Source organism: Sphaerotilus sp. FB-3 (genome assembly GCF_023706025.1).
GTDB classification, from domain to species: domain Bacteria; phylum Pseudomonadota; class Gammaproteobacteria; order Burkholderiales; family Burkholderiaceae_C; genus Sphaerotilus; species Sphaerotilus sulfidivorans.
Window position 1 is genome coordinate 24,850 of the sequence record NZ_BQWE01000044.1, and the last position, 18,248, is coordinate 43,097.

Genomic DNA, 18,248 nt, shown 5'->3' on the forward strand with positions numbered 1-18,248 from the left:
CCGGCTCAGCTCGCCAGCAGCTCGTCGATCACCTCGATCCAGTGCCGCACCGGCGTCGGGGTGCCGCTCTGCAGATGCTGGATGCAGCCGATGTTGCCCGAGACGATCAGCGGCGCCTCGCGCGCGGCCAGGGTCTCGAGCTTGCGGTCGCGCAGCCGGTAGGCGATGTCGGGCTGCAGCACCGAGTAGGTGCCGGCCGAGCCGCAGCACAGCGCCGCGTCCTGCAGCGGCAGCCGCACCTCGAAGCCGAGCGCGCCCAGCGCTGCCTCGACCTGGCCGCGCAGCTGCTGGCCATGCTGCAGCGAGCACGGCGGGTGATAGGCCAGCACCCCACTGGCGCGCCGGTTGCCGAGCGCCGACTTCAGCGCCCCGGTCAGCCCGGGCAGCAGCTCGGAGAGATCGCGGGCGGTCTCGCTGACGCGCCGCGCCTTGTCGGCATAGTCCGGATCATGGGCCAGCGCGCGGCCGTAGTCCTTGACCGACACGCCGCAGCCGGAGGCGTTGACGACGATCGCCTCGACCGGATCGAGCCCGCCCAGGCCCTCGACCTGCGGCCACCAGGCATCGATGTTGCGGCGCATGTCGACCAGCGCACCCTCATGGTCGCCGAGGTGGTCGCGCACCGCGCCGCAGCAGCCCGCCTCGTCCGAGACCAGGGTCTGGATGCCGCAGGCGTCGAGCACGCGGGCGGTGGCGCTGTTGATGTTGGGCGCCAGCGAAGGTTGCACGCAGCCCAGCAGCATCAGCACCTTGCGGGCATGCTGGCGGGTCGGCCAGCGCTGCGCATGGGCCAGCGCGCGGGCGCTCGGCTTCGGCGGCACCTTGTTCTTGAGCATCGCCGGCAGCAGCGCGCGCACGTTCTGGCCGGCACGCAGCGCCGGACCGAAGCTCGGCGAGGTCATGCCCTCGCGCAGCATCCAGCGCACGCCGCGCTCGGCACGGCTGCGCTCGACCTTGCGATCGACGACCTTGCGGCCGATCTCGAGCAGGTCGGCGTACTCGACGCCCGACGGGCAGGTGGTCTCGCAGCTGCGGCAGGTCAGGCAGCGGTCCAGATGCTCCTGGGTGCGGCGGGTGGGCATCGCGCCCTCCATCACCTGCTTGATCAGGTAGATGCGCCCGCGCGGGCCGTCGAGCTCGTCGCCGAGCAGCTGGTAGGTCGGGCAGGTCGCGGTGCAGAAGCCGCAGTGCACGCAGCGGCGCAGGATCTCCTCGGCGCGTTCGCCTTCGGGGGTGTCCTGGAATTCGGGAGCCAGATGGGTCTGCATGCGTCTCAGAGCCCCGGATAGAGGCGGCCGGGATTGAACACGCCGTCGGGATCGAAGGCCTGCTTCAGCTCCTGGTGAATGCGGTCGAGCGGTGCCTTCAGCGGCGTGAACACGCCCAGCCCGCTGGAGGCGACAGCCTTGTCGCGGGCCCGGAACAGCGTGGCATGGCCGCCGCTGGCCGCGGCGATCTGGCGCACCCGCGCAGCCGACTCGCGGGTGACCCACCAGCGCTGCGCCCCGCCCCACTCGATCAGCTGCTCGCCGGGCAGCGGCACCGGCGGCGCCCCGGCCGGCAGCGACAGCCGCCACAGCGCCGCGCCCTCGGCCAGCGAGCGTCGGGCATCGACGAAGAAATCGTCGGTCTGGTCGCGCATGCCCAGCCAGAAGCGCTGCGCCAGCGCGTTGTCGATCGGCTCGCCGCCCATCTTCTGGTTGGCCGAGGCCACCGCTGCGGTGGCACCCGCCAGGCGCACCACCAGCGCGCCCTGCCACCAGGCGGTGGCGTTGACCGGCAGCGGCTGGCCGGCCCAGCGCTGCATCAGGTCGAGCGCCTCGCCCTCCGAGCAGTCGAAGCGCAGCGTGCTGGTGTAGGACGGCACCGGCATGACCTTCAGCGAGACCTCGCAGATCACGCCCAGGATGCCCAGCGAGCCGGTGACCATGCGCGCCACGTCGTAGCCGGCGACGTTCTTCATCACCTGGCCGCCGAAGCTCAGCACCTCGGCCTTGCCGGTGAGCAGGGTCAGGCCGAGCACATAGTCGCGCACGCCGCCCACCGCAGCGCGCGACGGCCCGGCCAGGCCGGTGGCGACCATGCCGCCGATGGTGCCGCCGCGCTGGCCGGGACGCTCGATGTCGGGGTAGCGCGGCGGCTCGAAGGCCAGGTACTGGTTGCGCCGCGCCAGCTCGGCCTCGACCTCGGCGATCGGGGTGCCGGCGCGCGCGGTGATGACCAGCTCGCTGGGCTCGTAGCGGGTGATGCCGCTCAGGCAGCGCACGTCAAGCAGGCGCCCCTGGACCGGCTCGCCGTAGAAGGACTTGGTGCCGCCGCCACGGATCGCCAGCGTGCCGCGCGCCTCGCGGGCCACGCGGACCCGCTCGATCAGGCTGTCGAGTGCCTTGATGCTCATGGGAGGTGTGTTCTGTGTTCTTCGGTTCGTCGTCGGGTGCGGTGCGGCGGCCGGGCTCAGAAGCGCGGCAGCTCGCTGAAGGGCAGCAGCCCGCGGCGCACATGCATCTTGCCGTATTCGGCACAGCGGTGCAGCGTCGGGATCGCCTTGCCGGGATTGAGCAGGCCGGGCGCATCGAAGGCATGCTTGACCGCGATCATCATCGCCAGCTCCTCGGGCGAGAACTGCACGCACATCGAGTTCAGCTTCTCGACGCCCACGCCGTGCTCGCCGGTGATCGTGCCGCCCATCTCGACGCTGAGCTCGAGGATCTCGGCGCCGAAGGCCTCGGCGCGGCGCAGCTGGTCGGGATCGTTGGCATCGAAGAGGATCAGCGGATGCAGGTTGCCGTCGCCGGCGTGGAAGACATTGCAGCAGCGCAGGCCGTGCCTGTCCTCCATCGCGGCGATCGCGCGCAGCATGTCGGCCAGGCGACGGCGCGGAATGGTCGAGTCCATGCACATGTAGTCGGGGCTGATGCGCCCCGAGGCCGGAAAGGCGTTCTTGCGGCCCGACCAGAACTTCAGGCGCTGCGCCTCGTCGCGGCTGACCTCGATGCCGCTGGCGCCGCAGCGCGTCAGCACCTCGGTCATGCGGCCGATCTCCTCCTCGACCTCCTCGGGCGTGCCGTCGCTCTCGCACAGCAGGATCGCGGCCGCGTCCAGGTCGTAGCCGGCATGCACGAAGTCCTCGACCGCGGCGGTCATCGGCTTGTCCATCATTTCCAGCCCGGCCGGAATGATGCCGCTGGCGATGATCTCGGCCACCGCCTCGCCGGCGGTCTCGACGGTGGGAAAGCTCGCCATGATGCAGCGCGCCAGCTGCGGGCGCGGGATCAGCCGCACCACCACCTCGGTGACGACCGCCAGCATCCCTTCGCTGCCGATGACCACGCTCAGCAGGTCCAGCCCCGGCGCATCCAGCGACAGGCCGCCGAACTCGACCGCCTCGCCGTCGATGGTGTAGCCGCGCACCTTCAGCACGTTGTGCAGCGTCAGGCCGTACTTCAGGCAGTGCACGCCGCCGGAGTTCTCGGCGACATTGCCGCCGATGGTGCAGGCGATCTGGCTGGACGGATCGGGCGCGTAGTAGAGGCCGTAGGGCGCCGCCGCCTCGCTGATGGCGAGGTTGCGCACGCCGCACTGCACGACGGCGACGCGCTCGCGCGGATCAACCTTCAGGATGCGGCTGAACTTCGCCAGCGACAGCGTGACGCCGTCGCGGTGCGGCATCGCGCCGCCGGACAGGCCGGTGCCGGCGCCACGCGCCACCACCGGCACCGACAGCTCGCGGCAGGTCCTGAGCACCGCGGCGACCTGCGCCTCGGTCTCGGGCAGGGCCACCAGCAGCGGACGCTCGCGGTAGGCGCTCAGGCCATCGCACTCGTAGGGAATCGTGTCTTCGGCATGCCACAGCAGCGCGTGGGCCGGCAGCACGCCGCTCAGCGCCGAGACCAGACGCTGCTGGCGCTCGCGGCGGGCCGACAGGGTCTGAGCGGTATCAGGTCGCACGCTGCCAGCGGCCGGGCCGGCGGCCAGCGCATCCTGCGGCAGGGGGGCATTCATCGGACATCTTCTCCAGCTGGGGCGGGCAGCTCGCCGGCTGCCTCGCATGGGGGCGCACTGTAATGGCTTGACCCCCTGTTTTGCGGGCTTGCGCTCAATATTCCACGAAGACCGTGAGAACTCCGGTGTACCCGTACAGATGGCGCCGGGCGATCTCGCCCCCCGCGAAGAAGCCGACCAGCGGCACCTCGCCCAGCGCATGGCGCAGGATCTGCAGCTCGGCCGACGGTCCGCCGAAGTGCGGGCCGCCCCGGCCGGAGCAGCTGACATAGATCGCGCCGAGAATGCGGCCCGGCGCACTGCCGTCCTCGGGCGAGAGCTCCTCGCGGATCTCGGCGCAGATGCGCATCAGGTCGCGCCGCGCCGCCTCGGCATCGCGCCGGCAGAAGGTCATCGACATGCCCGCCTCGACCCGGTCGGCGATCGCCACCGCCGAGCGCATCGGATCGAGGCCGATCAGGTGGCGCACCCGGGTGTCAGCACCGAACTGGCCGCGCGAGAGCACATCGTCGCCGGCGTCGGTCAGGCCGACCAGCGTGGAACGCAGCCGGGGCACCGCCTCGCGCGGACGGCCCAGGTCGATGCCGAGATCGTCGAGCAGGCACTGCAGCGCGCTCTGGCCGTCGAGCTTCAGCACGATGTTGTCCTGCGCGGCCTCGACCCGGCGCACCGGACCGACCGGCTGGCAGCCCTGGGTGACCCGCGACAGCAGCGCGACCTCGGCGGTGAAGGCGACGCCGGACATGCCGCTGTCGTAGAGGCCGGCCGGCGCCGGCAGCCCGGCAGGCGGCACCGGCGCGCAGAACTGCACCCCGCGCCGGCGCGAGGCGCTCAGGCCGCCGAACAGGTAGCCGCTGCCGACCCGCCCGGCCAGCTCGCCCACCAGCTCGCCGATGTCGGGCATCGCCCCGTCGGCATGCACCAGAGCGGCGTGCAGATCGTCGCGCAGCAGCGGACGCTCGCCGCTGAACAGCTCGAAGCTGCCCGGCGGCAGCTCGGCCAGCATCAGCACCAGCGCCGGCTCGTCGAAATACTCGACCCCGCAGACCGCAACCCCGATGCCGACCGAGCCGACCCAGGGCACGCCCGGCCAGCGCAGCTTCAGCTCGGCCAGCAGCGCGTCGGCCTGGTCGGCATGGTGGTCGGTGATGTAGATGAAGCCCAGCGGCGCCAGACGCCCACGATCGACCGGCGCACGCGAGGCGCGCTGGCCGTCGAGCTGGGCGGCCGCCAGCGCCAGCGCCATCGTCGCGTCGGGATGGGTGGCATGGGCGATCAGGAAACCGGGGGTCGGCACGCGGGACACCTGCTGCTCGGGGCCGGCCACCGCTCAGGTCTTGCGCGACGCGGCCGCGGTCTTGCGGGCGGCCTTCCTGGCCGGCGCCGGCGCCGATCCGGGATCTGCCGCCGGGCTGCGGCGCGCGGCAGCCTTCTTCGCCGCGGCGGGCGCCGGCTCCGGTGCGGCCGGGGGCGTGACGGCGGCCGCGGCCACGCTGCTCATCACATCCTGCATCGCGCCGGCGGCACGGGCCTGGGCCTCGGCAGCGGCGCTCGAGGTGGCCTGCACGGTCTGGGTGGCCAGCTCGGTGAACTGCTGGGTGAGCGCACCCCACCACTGCATCGGATCGACCGCCGGCGGCGCCGGCTCGGCGGCGGCCGGGGCCGCTGCGGCCGGAGCGGGCGCCGGGGCCGGGGCGGATGCCGGCGCCCGGGCCGGAGCGGCCGCGGCCGCGGCCGCTGCCGCGCTGAAGACATCGGGCACCCGCACCTTCAGCGCCTCGCCGAGATCGGCCATCGGCACGTTCATCGTGCGCAGCGTGCCCAGCGTCATGCGCTGGACCTCCAGCGCCTGCACGGTGGCGGCGATCATTCGCGCGTTCTGCTCGAGCCAGAACTGCACGGTGCGCAGCTCGCCGATGCGCTTGTCGAGCTCCTGCGGATCCAGGGTCGGCGCCACCCACTGCCCGATGCTGGGCAGGGTCTGGCCGGCGTTCTTCACCAGGCCCTGCAGAAAGTCGAAGCCGGGCACGAACTTGGCGAAGGCCTCGGTGCAGGCCTGCGAGTAGGTGTTGCCGAACGGGTTGCTGCTGTCGCTCATCGGATGCTCCTCATGTCTTCGTGCCGTCGTGTTCGTGTGTCTTCAGGAGCCGCAGGATGCCTGCATTTCCTTCATTTCCACCGCGCCGGCCCATTGTGCCGACCGATGCCGGACGTGTCACTGACGTCGCCGACGTCAATGACGCCCCGCCTGCGGCAGCAGCAGCTCGACCTGGAAGCCGCGCCGGGCCAGCAGCGCCGGCAGCCCCTCGGGGCCGGTCATGTGCAGGGCGCCGACCGCGGCGAAGACCCGCGCGCCGCGCTGATGCAGCGTGGCGATGCGCTCGGCCATGGCGGGATTGCGCGCCAGCACGCCCGCCTGGTGCGCCTGGCGCTCGGCCTCGCTCTCGAGGCAGCCGCACCACTGCGCGAAGTTCTCGATCGCGGCCAGATCCGACGCGGCCCAGTGCTCGGCCAGCCGCAGCGCCACCCGGCGGGTGGCCGGATCCTCCAGCTCGTCGAGGCCGCGGCGCACCACCGTCGCCACCTCGGCGGGACGCGGCGCCACCAGGAGCGCGACCTGCTGCTCCGGCGTCTCCAGCGACAGCACCGTCTGGCGACGCGCATGGGCCAGCCGCGCCAGCCAGCCGTCGATGCCCCAGGCCGGATCGAGCCCGTCGCCGCGCAGCGACAGCGACACCAGCGTGATCACCTGCAGCTCGGGCCTCAGGCCCTCGAGCAGGCTGCCGACGCAGGCCAGCGAGCGCTGCTGCGCCAGGCGCTCGGCCAGAGCGTCAGGCAGACGGGGCTGACCGGCCGGCGCACGGGCGGCGCGCTGCAGGCGCTGCAGCACATCCGGATCGAGCAGATCCAGCTCGAAGGCGACCCGGTCGGCAGCCGCCAGCGCCGCCATCACCTGCGGCCCCGGCGAGATCCAGTCCGGACGACCGACATGCACCGTGCCGTAGAGATGCGAGACGCGCCCGTCCTTCTCGATGCGCCACAGCAGGCCGCGATCGACCGGGCCGGGCAAGGCCTGCAGCCACTGCGCCTGCGCCGGCGGTTCGGCCAGCGGCGGGCACAGCGCCTCGGCGGCCAGCGGCGCCTCGAGCGCCTGAGCCCGCAGCAGACCCGGTGCCATCAGCATCGGCACGGACAGCAGCACGGCCAGCAGCCGGCGCGCAAGCAGCTTGGCGAGCATCCGCCTCGGCCCTCAGTCGCGCCGCAGCCGGCGCAGGCCGACGTCCAGCGTGCCAAGCGGCATCTGGCCACGCGGCGCCAGCGGCGTCAGCACCAGCCGCTCGACCTCGCCCAGCGGCTGCGCCGCCGGACCCAGCGCCAGCAGCGTGCCCGCACGCACGCCCCGCGCCCGGGCCAGCCGGGCCAGCAGCGGTCCGATCGGCGGCGAGGGCTGCACCGGCGCGCCGGCCGGTGGCAGGCCCTCGGGCGCCAGGCTGGGCGTCAGGCTCAGCGCCAGCCGGCTGCGCCCCTCGCCCCGCTCGCCCGCCTGCAGCGCGTCCGGCGTCATCAGCACCGGCGCCAGGCTCAGCCACGGGCGCGGACAGGCCTCGTCCTGCTGCTGCCACTGCAGGCCGGCACCGACCAGACGCACGCTGCCCAGCGCCTGCTCCGGCGAGGCCCCGACCGGCAGCTCGCCGCTCAGCACGATCCAGCGGGGCGCCACCGCCAGCGTGGCCGCCGGGCCCGCCAGCGTCACCTCGTCGCAGGCGCCCAGCAGACCGTCGCCCGGCAGCGGCTGCCAGGTCTGGGCCTCGTCCCCGCCCGATTCGTCGCCAAGCTGCACCTCGACCGCCCGGCAGGCGCGCGGCAGCGGCGCCATGCACATGCGCGGATCGAAGGGAAAGGCATGGCGGGCCCGGCCCTCGTCGAGCGTGCGCGCCAGATCCTGCAGCTGCGGTAACAGGAAGGACCAGTCATCGAGCACCTGCTGCAGCCGCGAGGCGATCGCGCTGGCATGGTGGGCGGTGGTCAGATCGGACGAGACGACGACGAGCTGGCCGTCGCGCGAGCCGTCCTTGTAGGTCGCGAGCTTCATGGGCGCAATGATCGCAGACGTGGCAGACTGGGGCGAACGCCACTTGAATGCGTCACGGAGGTCCGCCGCTTGCTGCCCGATCGCCCTGCCCTTGCGGCCCCGCGCCGCGCCGTGCGCTCCCGACGGGCGCTGGCCGGCCTGCTGGCGCTCAGCGCCGGGCTGCATCTGTGGCTGATCGACCGCTGGCAGCCGGCAGCGGCGACTTCTTCCTCTGCATCTGCCACCGCCCCTGCCCCTGCATCCGTTGCGGCTGCGCCTCCCGCACCGGCCCGCCCGGTCGAGCTGCTGTCGATCCCGGCGCCGCTGCCTCCGCAGGCAGCGCCCGTGCCGCCCGCACCGGCTGCGGCCCTCGTCACCCAGGCGCAGGTTCAGGCCCCCGCGCCGATGCCGGCGCCCCGCGCGCCTGCCGCCCCCGCACGATCGGACCCGCCGGTCCAGGCCCTGCCCGCCCCGATACAGACAGCCGCCACCCAGTCCGAGACCCCGCCAGCCGAGCTGCTGGCCGTGGCGGCCCGGCCGCTGGTGTCGCTGCCAGCGGCCGGACCGGTCGTGCCGCCTTCGGTCCGGCTCGACTACCGCATGAGCCGCGGCGCGCTGGTCGGCCGGGGTCAGATCGACTGGGACAGCGACGGCCAGCGCTACCGCATGCGGCTGGAGGCCCGCGTGCCGGTGGTCGGGCTGATCCTGGCGCAGAACAGCAGCGGCCGCATCGATGCACAGGGCGTCGCGCCCGAACGCCACACCGAGCGGCGACTGCGCCGCAGCGAGCGCGCGGTCAGCTTCGTGCGCGAGGGTGCCAGCCCGCATGTGAGCTTTTCCAGCCGCGAGGGCCAGGCGCCGCTCGAGCCGGGCATGCAGGACCGGCTGAGCTGGATCGCGCAGCTGACCGCACGACTCGATGCCCCCGGCCTGAAGCCGGGCGGGCAGATTCTCATGCCGGTGGCCGGCACCGGCGGCGAGGTGCAGCACTGGGTCTTCACGCTGATCGAGCGCGACGAGGCCGGCCGCTGGCACCTGCGCCGCGAGCCTGAGGGCCCCTTCGACACCCGCGCCGAGGTCTGGACGCTGCCACAGGCACCGCACTGGCCCCAGCGGCTGCGCCTGAGCGAGGCCGACGGCGACGCGCTCGAGCTGCTGCTGCTCGCGTCTTGAATCCCGCCGCGCCTGCCCCAGATTTCCACCAACCGTCACTCAACCGTTCCTCAACCGTTTCCCAAGGAGATCACGATGCACATGCTCTACAACTCCGAGAACTTCGCGGTGATGCAGCACATGGGCGACGGCCATCCGCACGGCGGCTTCGAGATCGTCGACAAGACCTCGCGGCGCGAGATCTATCTGGCGGGCCTGCTGGCCGAGCATTTCCAGGCCGGCGTCGAGCGGCTGATCGGCGACGAGGTCGACGAGATGCACATCGACGACTTCCTGTCGGCCTACACCACGCTGGCCCACCATCCCGTGGTGCTGCACTGAGCCTCGGGCGTCGGGCCGGTCGCGCGCCGTCGCCCCATCACCCCCGGACCGCGTCGGGGCGCGCGGTCCGGCCTTGCATGTCTCGCCCGGTTGGCGCGAAGATGGCAGACCAGCAGGCCGAAGAAGGCCTCGAGATGGCCCGAGAATTTCCCGAGATCGCGAGGAGACCGCATGCGCAAGGAAGTGTCCCGCCCCGAGCCGGTCCGCCGCTCGCGCAGCCGCAAGGGCGGCGCGCCGGTGCTGCTGTCGCCGGGCCTGCTGGACTCGCCGGTGCTCGATCAGCTCTGCACCCATTTCGTGCTGACGCTGACGCTGCGCCAGGCCGGCCGCTTCGCCGGGCGACGCGACTGGAACAGCCTGCTGTCGCTGACCGCGCGGCATCTGGTCTGGCCGGTCAGCGTGCTGCAGCGGCTGCGCGAGTTCCTGGGCCGCCGGGTGCGCGACCATGAGGCCTGGGCGGACCATGCGCAGCTCGACGACGCGGCCTTCCTGGAGCGCCACGGCTGGTGGGGCGGCCCCTACGAGGAAGGCACGCTCTACTTCTACCTCGACGAATACATCAAGGACGCGCCCAAGGACCTGATGGCGATCCTGGGCACCACCGGCGACTGGCTGGCGCAGCACCTGCGGCAGAACGACACGCTGGTCGAGAAGAACGTCGAGCTGCTGGCCGGCCTGCTGCAGCTCAATCCGGCCGAACGTGCGCTGATCCTGTACGGCACGCTGGCGCGCTACCAGCGCGACCTGCGCGGCCTGCTGGTCGAGTTCAAGGTCGCCAGCGCCCAGGAGGCCTACGCGACGCTGGCCGAGGTGGCCGGCGTCGACCAGCGCGATGTGGCCGAGGCACTGCGCGCCGGCAGCCGGCTCGAGCGCATCGGCATGATCGAGAACCTGATCTCCGAGCACAACATCACCGACCTGGCCGACCTGATGAAGGTCTCCGACCAGCTCCCCCCCGTGCTGATGCGCGAGTACCGCGACCCGCAGGACCTGATGGCGGTCTTCACCCGGCCCTCGGTCAAGAGCGAGCTGACGGCGGCGGACTTCCACTTCGTCGCCGACGAGGTCGAGGTGCTGACCGCGCTGCTGAGGAACGCGGTCGCGCGGCGCGAATGCGGCGTCAACGTGCTGATGTACGGTCCGCCCGGCACCGGCAAGACCGAACTCGCCCGGGTGGTGGCGCAGCAGGCCGGGCTCGAGCTCTACGAGGTCGAGCATGCCGACCGCGACGGCAATTCGCTGTCGGGCCGCGACCGCTACCGCTCGCTGCAGATCAGCCAGGTCTTCCTGAAGGCCAGCCCGGAGGTCGCGCTGCTGTTCGACGAGGTCGAGGACGTGTTCCCGCCGATCTCCTCGGACGCGGCGCAGCTGATCGCCCGGCTCGAGAGCAGCGGCGACGGCGGCGCCTCCGGCTCGGTCAACGGCAAGGCCTGGGTCAACCAGATCCTCGAGAGCAATCCGGTGCCGGTGATCTGGGTCACCAACCGCATCGAGCAGATCGACCCGGCCTTCCGGCGCCGCTTCCAGTACCACCTGGAGCTGAAGTCGCCGCCGCCGGGCGCGCGCGAGGCGCTGGTGCGCCGGGCGCTGGGCCCGGCCGAGGTCAGCGCCGAGTTCATCGAGCGGCTGACGCAGCGCAAGGCGCTGACGCCGGCGCAGATCCGCACCGCGGTGCGCTTCGCCCGGCTGGTCGGCGAGACGACACCCGGCGACGCCACGGCGCTGGAGCGCCTGATCGAGCGCCAGATCGCGCATGCCGACCTGGCGCTGGGCAACACCGACGCAAGCCGCCCGGCCGCGCGCCCGGCGGTGACCGGCTACGACCTGGGCCTGCTGAATGTCGAGAGCCGCTTCGAGGTGCCGCGCATCGTCGAGGCGCTGCGCCGGCGCGGCCACGGCGCGCTGTGCTTTCACGGCGCACCCGGCACCGGCAAGACCGCGCTGGCCGAGCACATCGCGCAGGCCCTGGGCCGCCCGCTGATGATCCGCCAGGCCAGCGACCTGGTGAGCAAGTTCGTCGGCGAGACCGAGCAGAACATGGCGCGCATGTTCGCCGAGGCCGGCGCCGAGCAGGCGGTGCTGCTGCTCGACGAGGCCGACAGCTTCCTGCGCACCCGCCGCCGCGCCGAGCGCAGCTACGAGGTGACCGAGGTCAACGAGATGCTGCAGGGCATGGAGCGCTTCGGCGGCGTCTTCATCTGCACCACCAACCTGTTCGAGGACCTGGACGAGGCGGCGCTGCGGCGCTTCACCTTCAAGATCCGCTTCCTGCCGCTGCGCGCCGAGCAGCGCGAGCGCATGTTCGTCGCCGAGGCCCTGGGCGGCGCGGCCGAGCGGCTGAGCGACGAGCAGCGCCGACGCCTGGCCCTGCTCGACCAGCTCGCCTGCGGCGACTTCGCCGCGGTGCGCCGCCAGGTCGACATTCTCGGCGAGGCCTTCGAGCCCGACGAGTTCCTGGCCCAGCTCGAGAGCGAGCACCGGGTCAAGCCGCAGGTGCGCGAGCGCCGCTCGATCGGCTTCACGCACTGAGCGCCCCCGGGAGACTGCGCCGCCGGGCGCGTCCCGGCCGGCGGGGCCCGGCCTCAGCGGCGCACGCCGCCCTTGAGCTCGGCGGCCAGCGCGGCGAAGCCGGTGATGCCGGCTTCCTTCGCCAGCATCTGCTGTGCGGCCTGCACCGGCTCGAAGTCCTGTGTCGTGTCCATCCGTTCCTCTTTCTCTTCCTCTTCAGAGATCATCGAAAGCACGCTTCCCGCATTGAATCACCCTTGTCCTGCGGCACTGTTGCATCCCCGCCGCAGCGGCACGATTACCTACAATCTGCCGCCATGACCGCCCCGACCCCCGCCTATACCCGCGCCGTCCGCCTGCCCGAGCTGCTCCAGCAGCGCATCGTCATCCTCGACGGCGCGATGGGCACGATGATCCAGCGCTACAAGCTCACGGAAGCCGACTTCCGCAGCGAGCGACTGAAGGACCACCCGAAGGACCTCAAGGGCAACAACGACCTGCTGGTGCTGACCCGCCCGGACGTGATCGGCGAGATCCACCGCCAGTACCTGGCCGCCGGCGCCGACCTGATCGAGACCAACACCTTCGGCGCCAACCGGGTCGCGCAGGACGACTACGACCTGGGCGCGCTGTCCTACGAGATGAACGTGGCCGCCGCGCGGCTGGCGCGCCAGTGCTGCGACGAGTTCAGCACGCCGGAGAAGCCGCGCTTCGTCGCCGGCGCGATCGGCCCGACGCCGAAGACCGCCTCGATCAGCCCGGACGTCAACGATCCCGGCGCGCGCAACACCAGCTTCGACGAGCTGCTCGAGGCCTACAAGGAGCAGGCCCGCGGCCTGCTCGACGGCGGCGCCGACCTGTTCCTGATCGAGACCATCTTCGACACGCTCAACGCCAAGGCCGCGATCTTCGCGGTCGACGAGCTGATGGAGGAGACCGGCGAGCGCCTGCCGGTCATCATCTCCGGCACCGTCACCGACGCGTCCGGGCGCATCCTGTCGGGCCAGACGGTGGGCGCGTTCTGGAACAGCGTGCGCCACGCCCGCCCGATCGCCATCGGCCTGAACTGCGCGCTGGGCGCCACGCTGATGCGGCCGTATGTGGAAGAGCTGTCGAAGATCGCCGGCGACACCTTCATCTCCTGCTACCCGAACGCCGGCCTGCCCAACCCGATGAGCGACACCGGCTTCGACGAGACGCCCGACATCACCGGCCGGCTGGTCGAGGAGTTCGCGCAGGCCGGCTTCCTCAACATCGCCGGCGGCTGCTGCGGCACCACGCCGGACCATATCCGCGAGATCGCCAAGCGGGTCGGCAAGTACCAGCCGCGCTGCCGCCATGCCGCGCCGTTCACCTCCCTCATCGGCGACTGAAGCCTGCAGGACCACAAGAACATGAACACCTCCCTCACCCCGCCGCCGATGCGCCTGTCGGGCCTGGAGCCGGTCGAGATCGGCCAGGGCAGCCTCTTCGTCAACGTCGGCGAGCGCACCAACGTCACCGGCAGCCGCGTCTTCGCGAAGATGATCCTGGCCGGCGAGTACGAGAAGGCGCTGGCCGTCGCGCGCCAGCAGGTCGAGAACGGCGCGCAGATCATCGACATCAACATGGACGAGGCCATGCTCGACAGCAAGGCCGCGATGGTGCGCTTCCTCAACCTGATCGCCGGCGAGCCGGAGATCGCGCGCGTGCCGGTGATGATCGACTCCTCCAAGTGGGAGGTGATCGAGGCCGGCCTGAAGTGCATCCAGGGCAAGGGCATCGTCAACTCGATCTCGCTGAAGGAAGGCGAGGCCGAGTTCAGGCGCCAGGCCACGCGGGTGCGCCGCTACGGCGCCGCGGCCGTCGTGATGGCCTTCGACGAAAAGGGCCAGGCCGACACCTTCCAGCGCAAGATCGAGATCTGCGAGCGCGCCTACCGGGTGCTGGTCGACGAGGTCGGCTTTCCCCCTGAGGACATCATCTTCGACCCGAACATCTTCGCGATCGCCACCGGCATCGAGGAGCATGACAACTACGCGGTCGACTTCATCGAGGCCACCCGCTGGATCAAGCAGAACCTGCCCGGCGCCAAGGTCTCGGGCGGCGTCTCGAACGTGAGCTTCTCGTTCCGCGGCAACGAGCCGGTGCGCGAGGCCATCCACACGGTGTTCCTGTACCACGCGATCCAGGCTGGCATGGACATGGGCATCGTCAACGCCGGCATGGTCGGCGTCTACGACGATCTGGAGCCCGAGCTGCGCGAGCGCGTGGAAGACGTGGTGCTCAACCGCCGCAAGGACGCTGGCGAGCGCCTGATCGAGATCGCCGACCGCGCCAAGAGCGCCGGCAAGGACGAATCGGCCCGGCTGGCCTGGCGCGGCACGCCGGAACAGCCCGCGCCGGTCGAGCAGCGCCTGTCGCACGCCCTGGTGCACGGCATCACCGACTTCATCGAGGCCGACACCGAGGAGGCCTGGCAGGCGATCCGCGCCCGGGGCGGCCGTCCGCTGCATGTGATCGAGGGCCCGCTGATGGCCGGCATGAACATCGTCGGCGACCTGTTCGGCGCGGGCAAGATGTTCCTGCCGCAGGTGGTCAAGTCGGCGCGCGTGATGAAGCAGGCGGTGGCCCACCTGCTGCCCTACATCGAGGCCGAGAAGAAGGCGCTGCAGGACGCCGGCGGCGACGTGAAGCCCAAGGGCAAGATCGTCATCGCCACCGTCAAGGGCGATGTGCACGACATCGGCAAGAACATCGTCACGGTTGTGCTGCAGTGCAACAACTTCGAGGTGGTCAACATGGGCGTGATGGTCCCGTGCCAGGACATCCTCAGGAAGGCCAAGGAGGAAGGCGCGGACATCATCGGCCTGTCGGGCCTGATCACGCCGAGCCTGGAGGAGATGCAATACGTCGCCGCCGAGATGCAGCGCGACCCCTACTTCGCCGAGCGGGCCACGCCGCTGCTGATCGGCGGCGCGACCTGCTCGCGCGTGCACACCGCGGTGAAGATCGCCCCGAACTTCAGCGGCCCGGTGGTGTATGTGCCCGACGCCTCGCGCGCGGTGGGCGTGTGCTCGGACCTGCTGAGCGAGGAGCGCGCGCCCCAGTACATCGCCGAGCTGAAGGCCGACTACGACCGGGTGCGCGAGCAGCACGCCAACAAGAAGGCCACGCCGATGGTCACGCTGGCCGAGGCGCGCGCCAACAAGACGCCGCTCGACTGGACGACCTACACGCCGCCGGCGCCGAAATTCCTCGGCCGGCGCGAGTTCCGCAACCAGGATCTGGCCGAGCTGGCCGCCTGCATCGACTGGGCGCCCTTCTTCCAGACCTGGGACCTGGCCGGCAAGTACCCCGACATCCTGAGCGACGAGGTGGTCGGCGAGCAGGCCACCCGCGTGCTGGCCGACGGCCGCCGGATGCTGCAGCGCCTGATCGACGGCCGCTGGCTGCAGGCCAACGGCGTGATGGGCTTCTGGCCCGCCAACACGGTCGACGACGACACGATCGAGATCTACGCCGACGAGTCGCGCAGCCAGGTGCTGATGCGCTGGCAGCCGCTGCGCATGCAGACGGTGCGCCCGGTGATCGACGGCGTGGCGCGGCCGAACCGCTCGCTGGCCGACTTCATCGCCCCGAAGGGCACGAAGCCGGACTACATCGGCCTGTTCGCGGTCACCGCCGGCCTGAACGTCGAGAAGAAGGAGGCGCAGTTCATCGCCCAGCACGACGACTACAGCGCCATCATGCTCAAGGCCCTGGCCGACCGCCTGGCCGAAGCCTTCGCCGAGCGGCTGCACCAGCGGGTGCGCACCGAGCTGTGGGGCTATGCGGCCGACGAGGCGCTCTCCAACGAGCAGCTGATCGCCGAGGCCTACCGCGGCATCCGTCCGGCGCCCGGCTACCCGGCCTGCCCCGACCACCTCGTCAAGCGCGCGATGTTCGAGGTGCTGGATGCGCCGGCCATCGGCATGGGCCTGACCGAGAGCCTGGCGATGACGCCGGCCGCCTCGGTCAGCGGCTTCTATCTGGCCCACCCGCAGGCGACCTACTTCAACGTCGGCCGCATCGGCGAGGACCAGCTCGCCGACTACGCCACCCGCGCCGGCCTCGATCTGGCCGACGCGCGGCGTGCCCTGGCCCCGGTGCTGGGCTGATCCGAGCCGGCGCCAACAGCCGGCCGCAAGCAGAAAGCAGAAAGGGCACCCCGAGGGGTGCCCTTTTGCAAGGAACGCACCGCGGACATCGTCCGCGGAAGACGCTCGCCGCGGTGACTCAGCCCAGGCGAGCCGCGCCCTTGCGGCGACGCGACATGAAGCCCAGCGCGCCCAGACCGGCCAGCATCATCGCGTAGGTCTCGGGCTCCGGCACCGGTGCCGAGATCGCGACGTTGTCGAGGGTCACGCCCGAGCCGAAGCCCGAGAAGTACAGATGGTAGGAGGTGCCGGCCACGCCATTGAAGTTGTAGCTGGCGGTCACCGGGGTCGAGCCCCAGTCGGTGACCTCGTTGAGCACCGTGCCGCTGGTAGCCACCGGCGTGGTGAAGTTGCTCAGGCCGACATCGCTCGACAGGAACAGGCGCGAGCGGCCTTCGCCGGCCACGGTGAAGCTGATCTGGTAGACCGCCGTGCTCAGCACCGAGAAGGACTGGTAGACCGAGTCGCCTGCGTCCAGATCCAGCAGGCCGCCGACCAGCTCGGGCGTGCCCGAGCCGATGCTCCAGGAACCGTTGGCATAGCCGAGATCCGAGGCGCTGAAGGTCGGGTCGAGCAGAGAAATGGACTGGGCCTGGGCGGCGCCCGCCAGGGCGGTCAGCAGGGCGGCGGCCAGCGGCAGGCGCTTCAGGAATCGGGTGGTCATCGGGGAAATCTCCTGGACATGGATCGGCAGACGCGATTGCTGCCGTGGTTTTCCAGTCTAGGCAAGCCCTGCGAACACGCCACCCTCATTCACGGGGTAGGTCGCGAAGACCGTCAGGCAATTCACCGACTTATTTCATGTTCCCCCGGAAACCGGGGGGACACCCCCGGGAACTCCTCGGGATTCAGAGCCGGACCAGGTTGTCGCGATGGATCAGCTCGGGCTCGTTGGCATAGCCCAGCAGCCCCTCGATCTGCGACGAGGGCTTGCGCGCGATGCGCCGGGTCTCGCTGGCGGCGTAGTTGGCCAGACCGCGTGCGATCTCGGCGCCGGCAGCAGTGCGCACCGCGATGACATCGCCGCGCGCGAACTCGCCGCTGACCTCGATCACGCCGATCGGCAGCAGGCTCTTGCCCTCGTCGCGCAGCTTCAGCGCCGCGCCGTCGTCGACGACGACCGCGCCGCGCAGCTGCAGGTGATCGGCCATCCACTGCTTGCGTGCGGCGACCTTCTGCGTCGCCGCCACCAGCAGCGTGCCGATCGATTCGCCCTCGACCAGGCGCAGCAGCGCGTCCTGCTCGCGGCCCCAGGCGATCACGGTGCTGGCACCGCTGCCGGCTGCGCGCTTCGCGGCCAGGATCTTGGTGATCATGCCGCCCTTGCCGATCGAGCTGCCGGCGCCGCCCGCCATCTGCTCGAGCTCCGGCGTGCCGGCCACCGCCTCGTGGATGAACTTTGCGTCCGGATCCTTGCGCGGATCGGCCGAGTACAGGCCCTTCTGGTCGGTCAGGATGACCAGCGCATCGGCCTCGATCAGATTGGCCACCAGGGCGCCGAGCGTGTCGTTGTCGCCGACCTTGATCTCGTCGGTGACCACCGTGTCGTTCTCGTTGATCACCGGCACCACGCCCAGGCCGAGCAGCGTCAGCAGCGTCGAGCGGGCGTTGAGATAGCGCTCGCGGTCGGCCAGGTCGGCGTGCGTCAGCAGCACCTGAGCGCTGCCCAGGCCCTGCTCGCGCAGCGAGGTCTCGTAGATCTGCGCCAGGCCCATCTGGCCGACGGCAGCCGCGGCCTGCAGCTCGTTGATCTCCTTGGGCCGGGTCGCCCAGCCCAGGCGCTTCATGCCCTCGGCGATCGCGCCCGAGGACACCATCACCACCTCGCGGCCCTGGCGCACCAGCGCCGCCAGCTGCACGCACCAGGCGTGGATCGCGGCGGCGTCGAGCCCGCGCCCCTCGTTGGTGACCAGGCTGGAGCCGACCTTGACGACGATGCGGCGGGCGTTCTTCAGGACATCACTCATGGCAGCGGGCCGCGGCGACCGCGGACG

The 18,248-nt window shown here is 71.4% G+C and carries 14 protein-coding genes; 5 read left to right on the forward strand and 9 right to left on the reverse strand.

All coding sequences use genetic code 11. The features are described 5' to 3' along the window. Positions 1–5: 5 nt before the first annotated feature. The 7 genes from glcF to NFT33_RS15150 all read right to left on the reverse strand — a co-directional run bounded on the left by glcF (position 6) and on the right by NFT33_RS15150 (position 8,095). Positions 6–1,268: a glycolate oxidase subunit GlcF gene (glcF, locus tag NFT33_RS15120; protein ID WP_251676584.1), complete on the reverse strand. Its 1,263-nt coding sequence runs from the start codon at positions 1,266–1,268 to the stop codon at positions 6–8. Between the two features lie 5 nt (positions 1,269–1,273). Beyond that, complete coding sequence (glcE, locus tag NFT33_RS15125; RefSeq protein ID WP_149502902.1) at positions 1,274–2,398, reverse strand: glycolate oxidase subunit GlcE; 1,125 nt, start codon at positions 2,396–2,398, stop codon at positions 1,274–1,276. Positions 2,399–2,454: 56 nt separating this feature from the next. Further along, complete coding sequence (locus NFT33_RS15130) at positions 2,455–4,002, reverse strand: FAD-linked oxidase C-terminal domain-containing protein (RefSeq protein ID WP_149502901.1); 1,548 nt, start codon at positions 4,000–4,002, stop codon at positions 2,455–2,457. 94 nt (positions 4,003–4,096) lie between these two features. Next, positions 4,097–5,248 (reverse strand): FIST signal transduction protein, encoded by a 1,152-nt coding sequence (locus NFT33_RS15135; protein WP_149505165.1) that lies wholly within the window; start codon positions 5,246–5,248, stop codon positions 4,097–4,099. An 84-nt stretch (positions 5,249–5,332) separates the two neighbouring features. Further along, complete coding sequence (locus NFT33_RS15140) at positions 5,333–6,100, reverse strand: PhaM family polyhydroxyalkanoate granule multifunctional regulatory protein (RefSeq protein ID WP_251676588.1); 768 nt, start codon at positions 6,098–6,100, stop codon at positions 5,333–5,335. Between the two features lie 135 nt (positions 6,101–6,235). Next, positions 6,236–7,240 (reverse strand): TraB/GumN family protein, encoded by a 1,005-nt coding sequence (locus NFT33_RS15145; RefSeq protein WP_251676590.1) that lies wholly within the window; start codon positions 7,238–7,240, stop codon positions 6,236–6,238. A gap of 12 nt (positions 7,241–7,252) precedes the next feature. After that, positions 7,253–8,095, reverse strand: a complete 843-nt coding sequence (locus NFT33_RS15150) for a fumarylacetoacetate hydrolase (protein ID WP_251676593.1) — start codon at positions 8,093–8,095, stop codon at positions 7,253–7,255. Positions 8,096–8,206: 111 nt separating this feature from the next. Here NFT33_RS15150 and NFT33_RS15155 point away from each other — a divergent pair, with 111 nt between their 5' ends. The 5 genes from NFT33_RS15155 (at position 8,207) to metH (ending at position 16,215) form a co-directional block, all read left to right on the forward strand. Beyond that, the gene (locus tag NFT33_RS15155) at positions 8,207–9,247 is read left to right on the forward strand and encodes a DUF3108 domain-containing protein (protein ID WP_251676595.1); all 1,041 of its coding nucleotides are present in this window, start codon (positions 8,207–8,209) and stop codon (positions 9,245–9,247) included. 75 nt (positions 9,248–9,322) lie between these two features. After that, complete coding sequence (locus NFT33_RS15160) at positions 9,323–9,568, forward strand: BTH_I0359 family protein (RefSeq protein WP_037478767.1); 246 nt, start codon at positions 9,323–9,325, stop codon at positions 9,566–9,568. A gap of 171 nt (positions 9,569–9,739) precedes the next feature. Next, a complete protein-coding gene (locus NFT33_RS15165; protein ID WP_251676598.1) occupies positions 9,740–12,097 on the forward strand; it encodes an ATP-binding protein in 2,358 nt (785 codons plus the stop codon). Between the two features lie 296 nt (positions 12,098–12,393). After that, positions 12,394–13,449, forward strand: coding sequence for a homocysteine S-methyltransferase family protein (locus tag NFT33_RS15170; protein WP_251676601.1), 1,056 nt, complete (start codon positions 12,394–12,396; stop codon positions 13,447–13,449). 21 nt (positions 13,450–13,470) lie between these two features. After that, a complete protein-coding gene (gene metH / locus NFT33_RS15175; protein WP_251676603.1) occupies positions 13,471–16,215 on the forward strand; it encodes a methionine synthase in 2,745 nt (914 codons plus the stop codon). A gap of 118 nt (positions 16,216–16,333) precedes the next feature. Here metH and NFT33_RS15180 read toward each other — a convergent pair whose 3' ends face one another. Both NFT33_RS15180 and proB read right to left on the reverse strand, forming a co-directional pair. Beyond that, positions 16,334–16,918, reverse strand: coding sequence for a PEP-CTERM sorting domain-containing protein (locus NFT33_RS15180; protein WP_246606979.1), 585 nt, complete (start codon positions 16,916–16,918; stop codon positions 16,334–16,336). A 184-nt stretch (positions 16,919–17,102) separates the two neighbouring features. Next, complete coding sequence (proB, locus tag NFT33_RS15185) at positions 17,103–18,221, reverse strand: glutamate 5-kinase (RefSeq protein ID WP_220784946.1); 1,119 nt, start codon at positions 18,219–18,221, stop codon at positions 17,103–17,105. Positions 18,222–18,248 lie beyond the last annotated feature (27 nt).

Bases quoted from the DNA above. Each gene is read 5' to 3' on its own strand.
- metH (WP_251676603.1), top strand. From the start codon at position 13,471: ATGAACACCTCCCTCACCCCGCCGCCGATGCGCCTGTCGGGCCTGGAG.
- NFT33_RS15145 (WP_251676590.1), bottom strand. From the start codon at position 7,240: ATGCTCGCCAAGCTGCTTGCGCGCCGGCTGCTGGCCGTGCTGCTGTCC.
- NFT33_RS15165 (WP_251676598.1), top strand. From the start codon at position 9,740: ATGCGCAAGGAAGTGTCCCGCCCCGAGCCGGTCCGCCGCTCGCGCAGC.
- proB (WP_220784946.1), bottom strand. From the start codon at position 18,221: ATGAGTGATGTCCTGAAGAACGCCCGCCGCATCGTCGTCAAGGTCGGC.
- NFT33_RS15160 (WP_037478767.1), top strand. From the start codon at position 9,323: ATGCACATGCTCTACAACTCCGAGAACTTCGCGGTGATGCAGCACATG.
- NFT33_RS15135 (WP_149505165.1), bottom strand. From the start codon at position 5,248: ATGGCGCTGGCGCTGGCGGCCGCCCAGCTCGACGGCCAGCGCGCCTCG.
- NFT33_RS15140 (WP_251676588.1), bottom strand. From the start codon at position 6,100: ATGAGCGACAGCAGCAACCCGTTCGGCAACACCTACTCGCAGGCCTGC.
- NFT33_RS15180 (WP_246606979.1), bottom strand. From the start codon at position 16,918: ATGACCACCCGATTCCTGAAGCGCCTGCCGCTGGCCGCCGCCCTGCTG.
- glcE (WP_149502902.1), bottom strand. From the start codon at position 2,398: ATGAGCATCAAGGCACTCGACAGCCTGATCGAGCGGGTCCGCGTGGCC.
- glcF (WP_251676584.1), bottom strand. From the start codon at position 1,268: ATGCAGACCCATCTGGCTCCCGAATTCCAGGACACCCCCGAAGGCGAA.
- NFT33_RS15130 (WP_149502901.1), bottom strand. From the start codon at position 4,002: ATGAATGCCCCCCTGCCGCAGGATGCGCTGGCCGCCGGCCCGGCCGCT.
- NFT33_RS15170 (WP_251676601.1), top strand. From the start codon at position 12,394: ATGACCGCCCCGACCCCCGCCTATACCCGCGCCGTCCGCCTGCCCGAG.
- NFT33_RS15150 (WP_251676593.1), bottom strand. From the start codon at position 8,095: ATGAAGCTCGCGACCTACAAGGACGGCTCGCGCGACGGCCAGCTCGTC.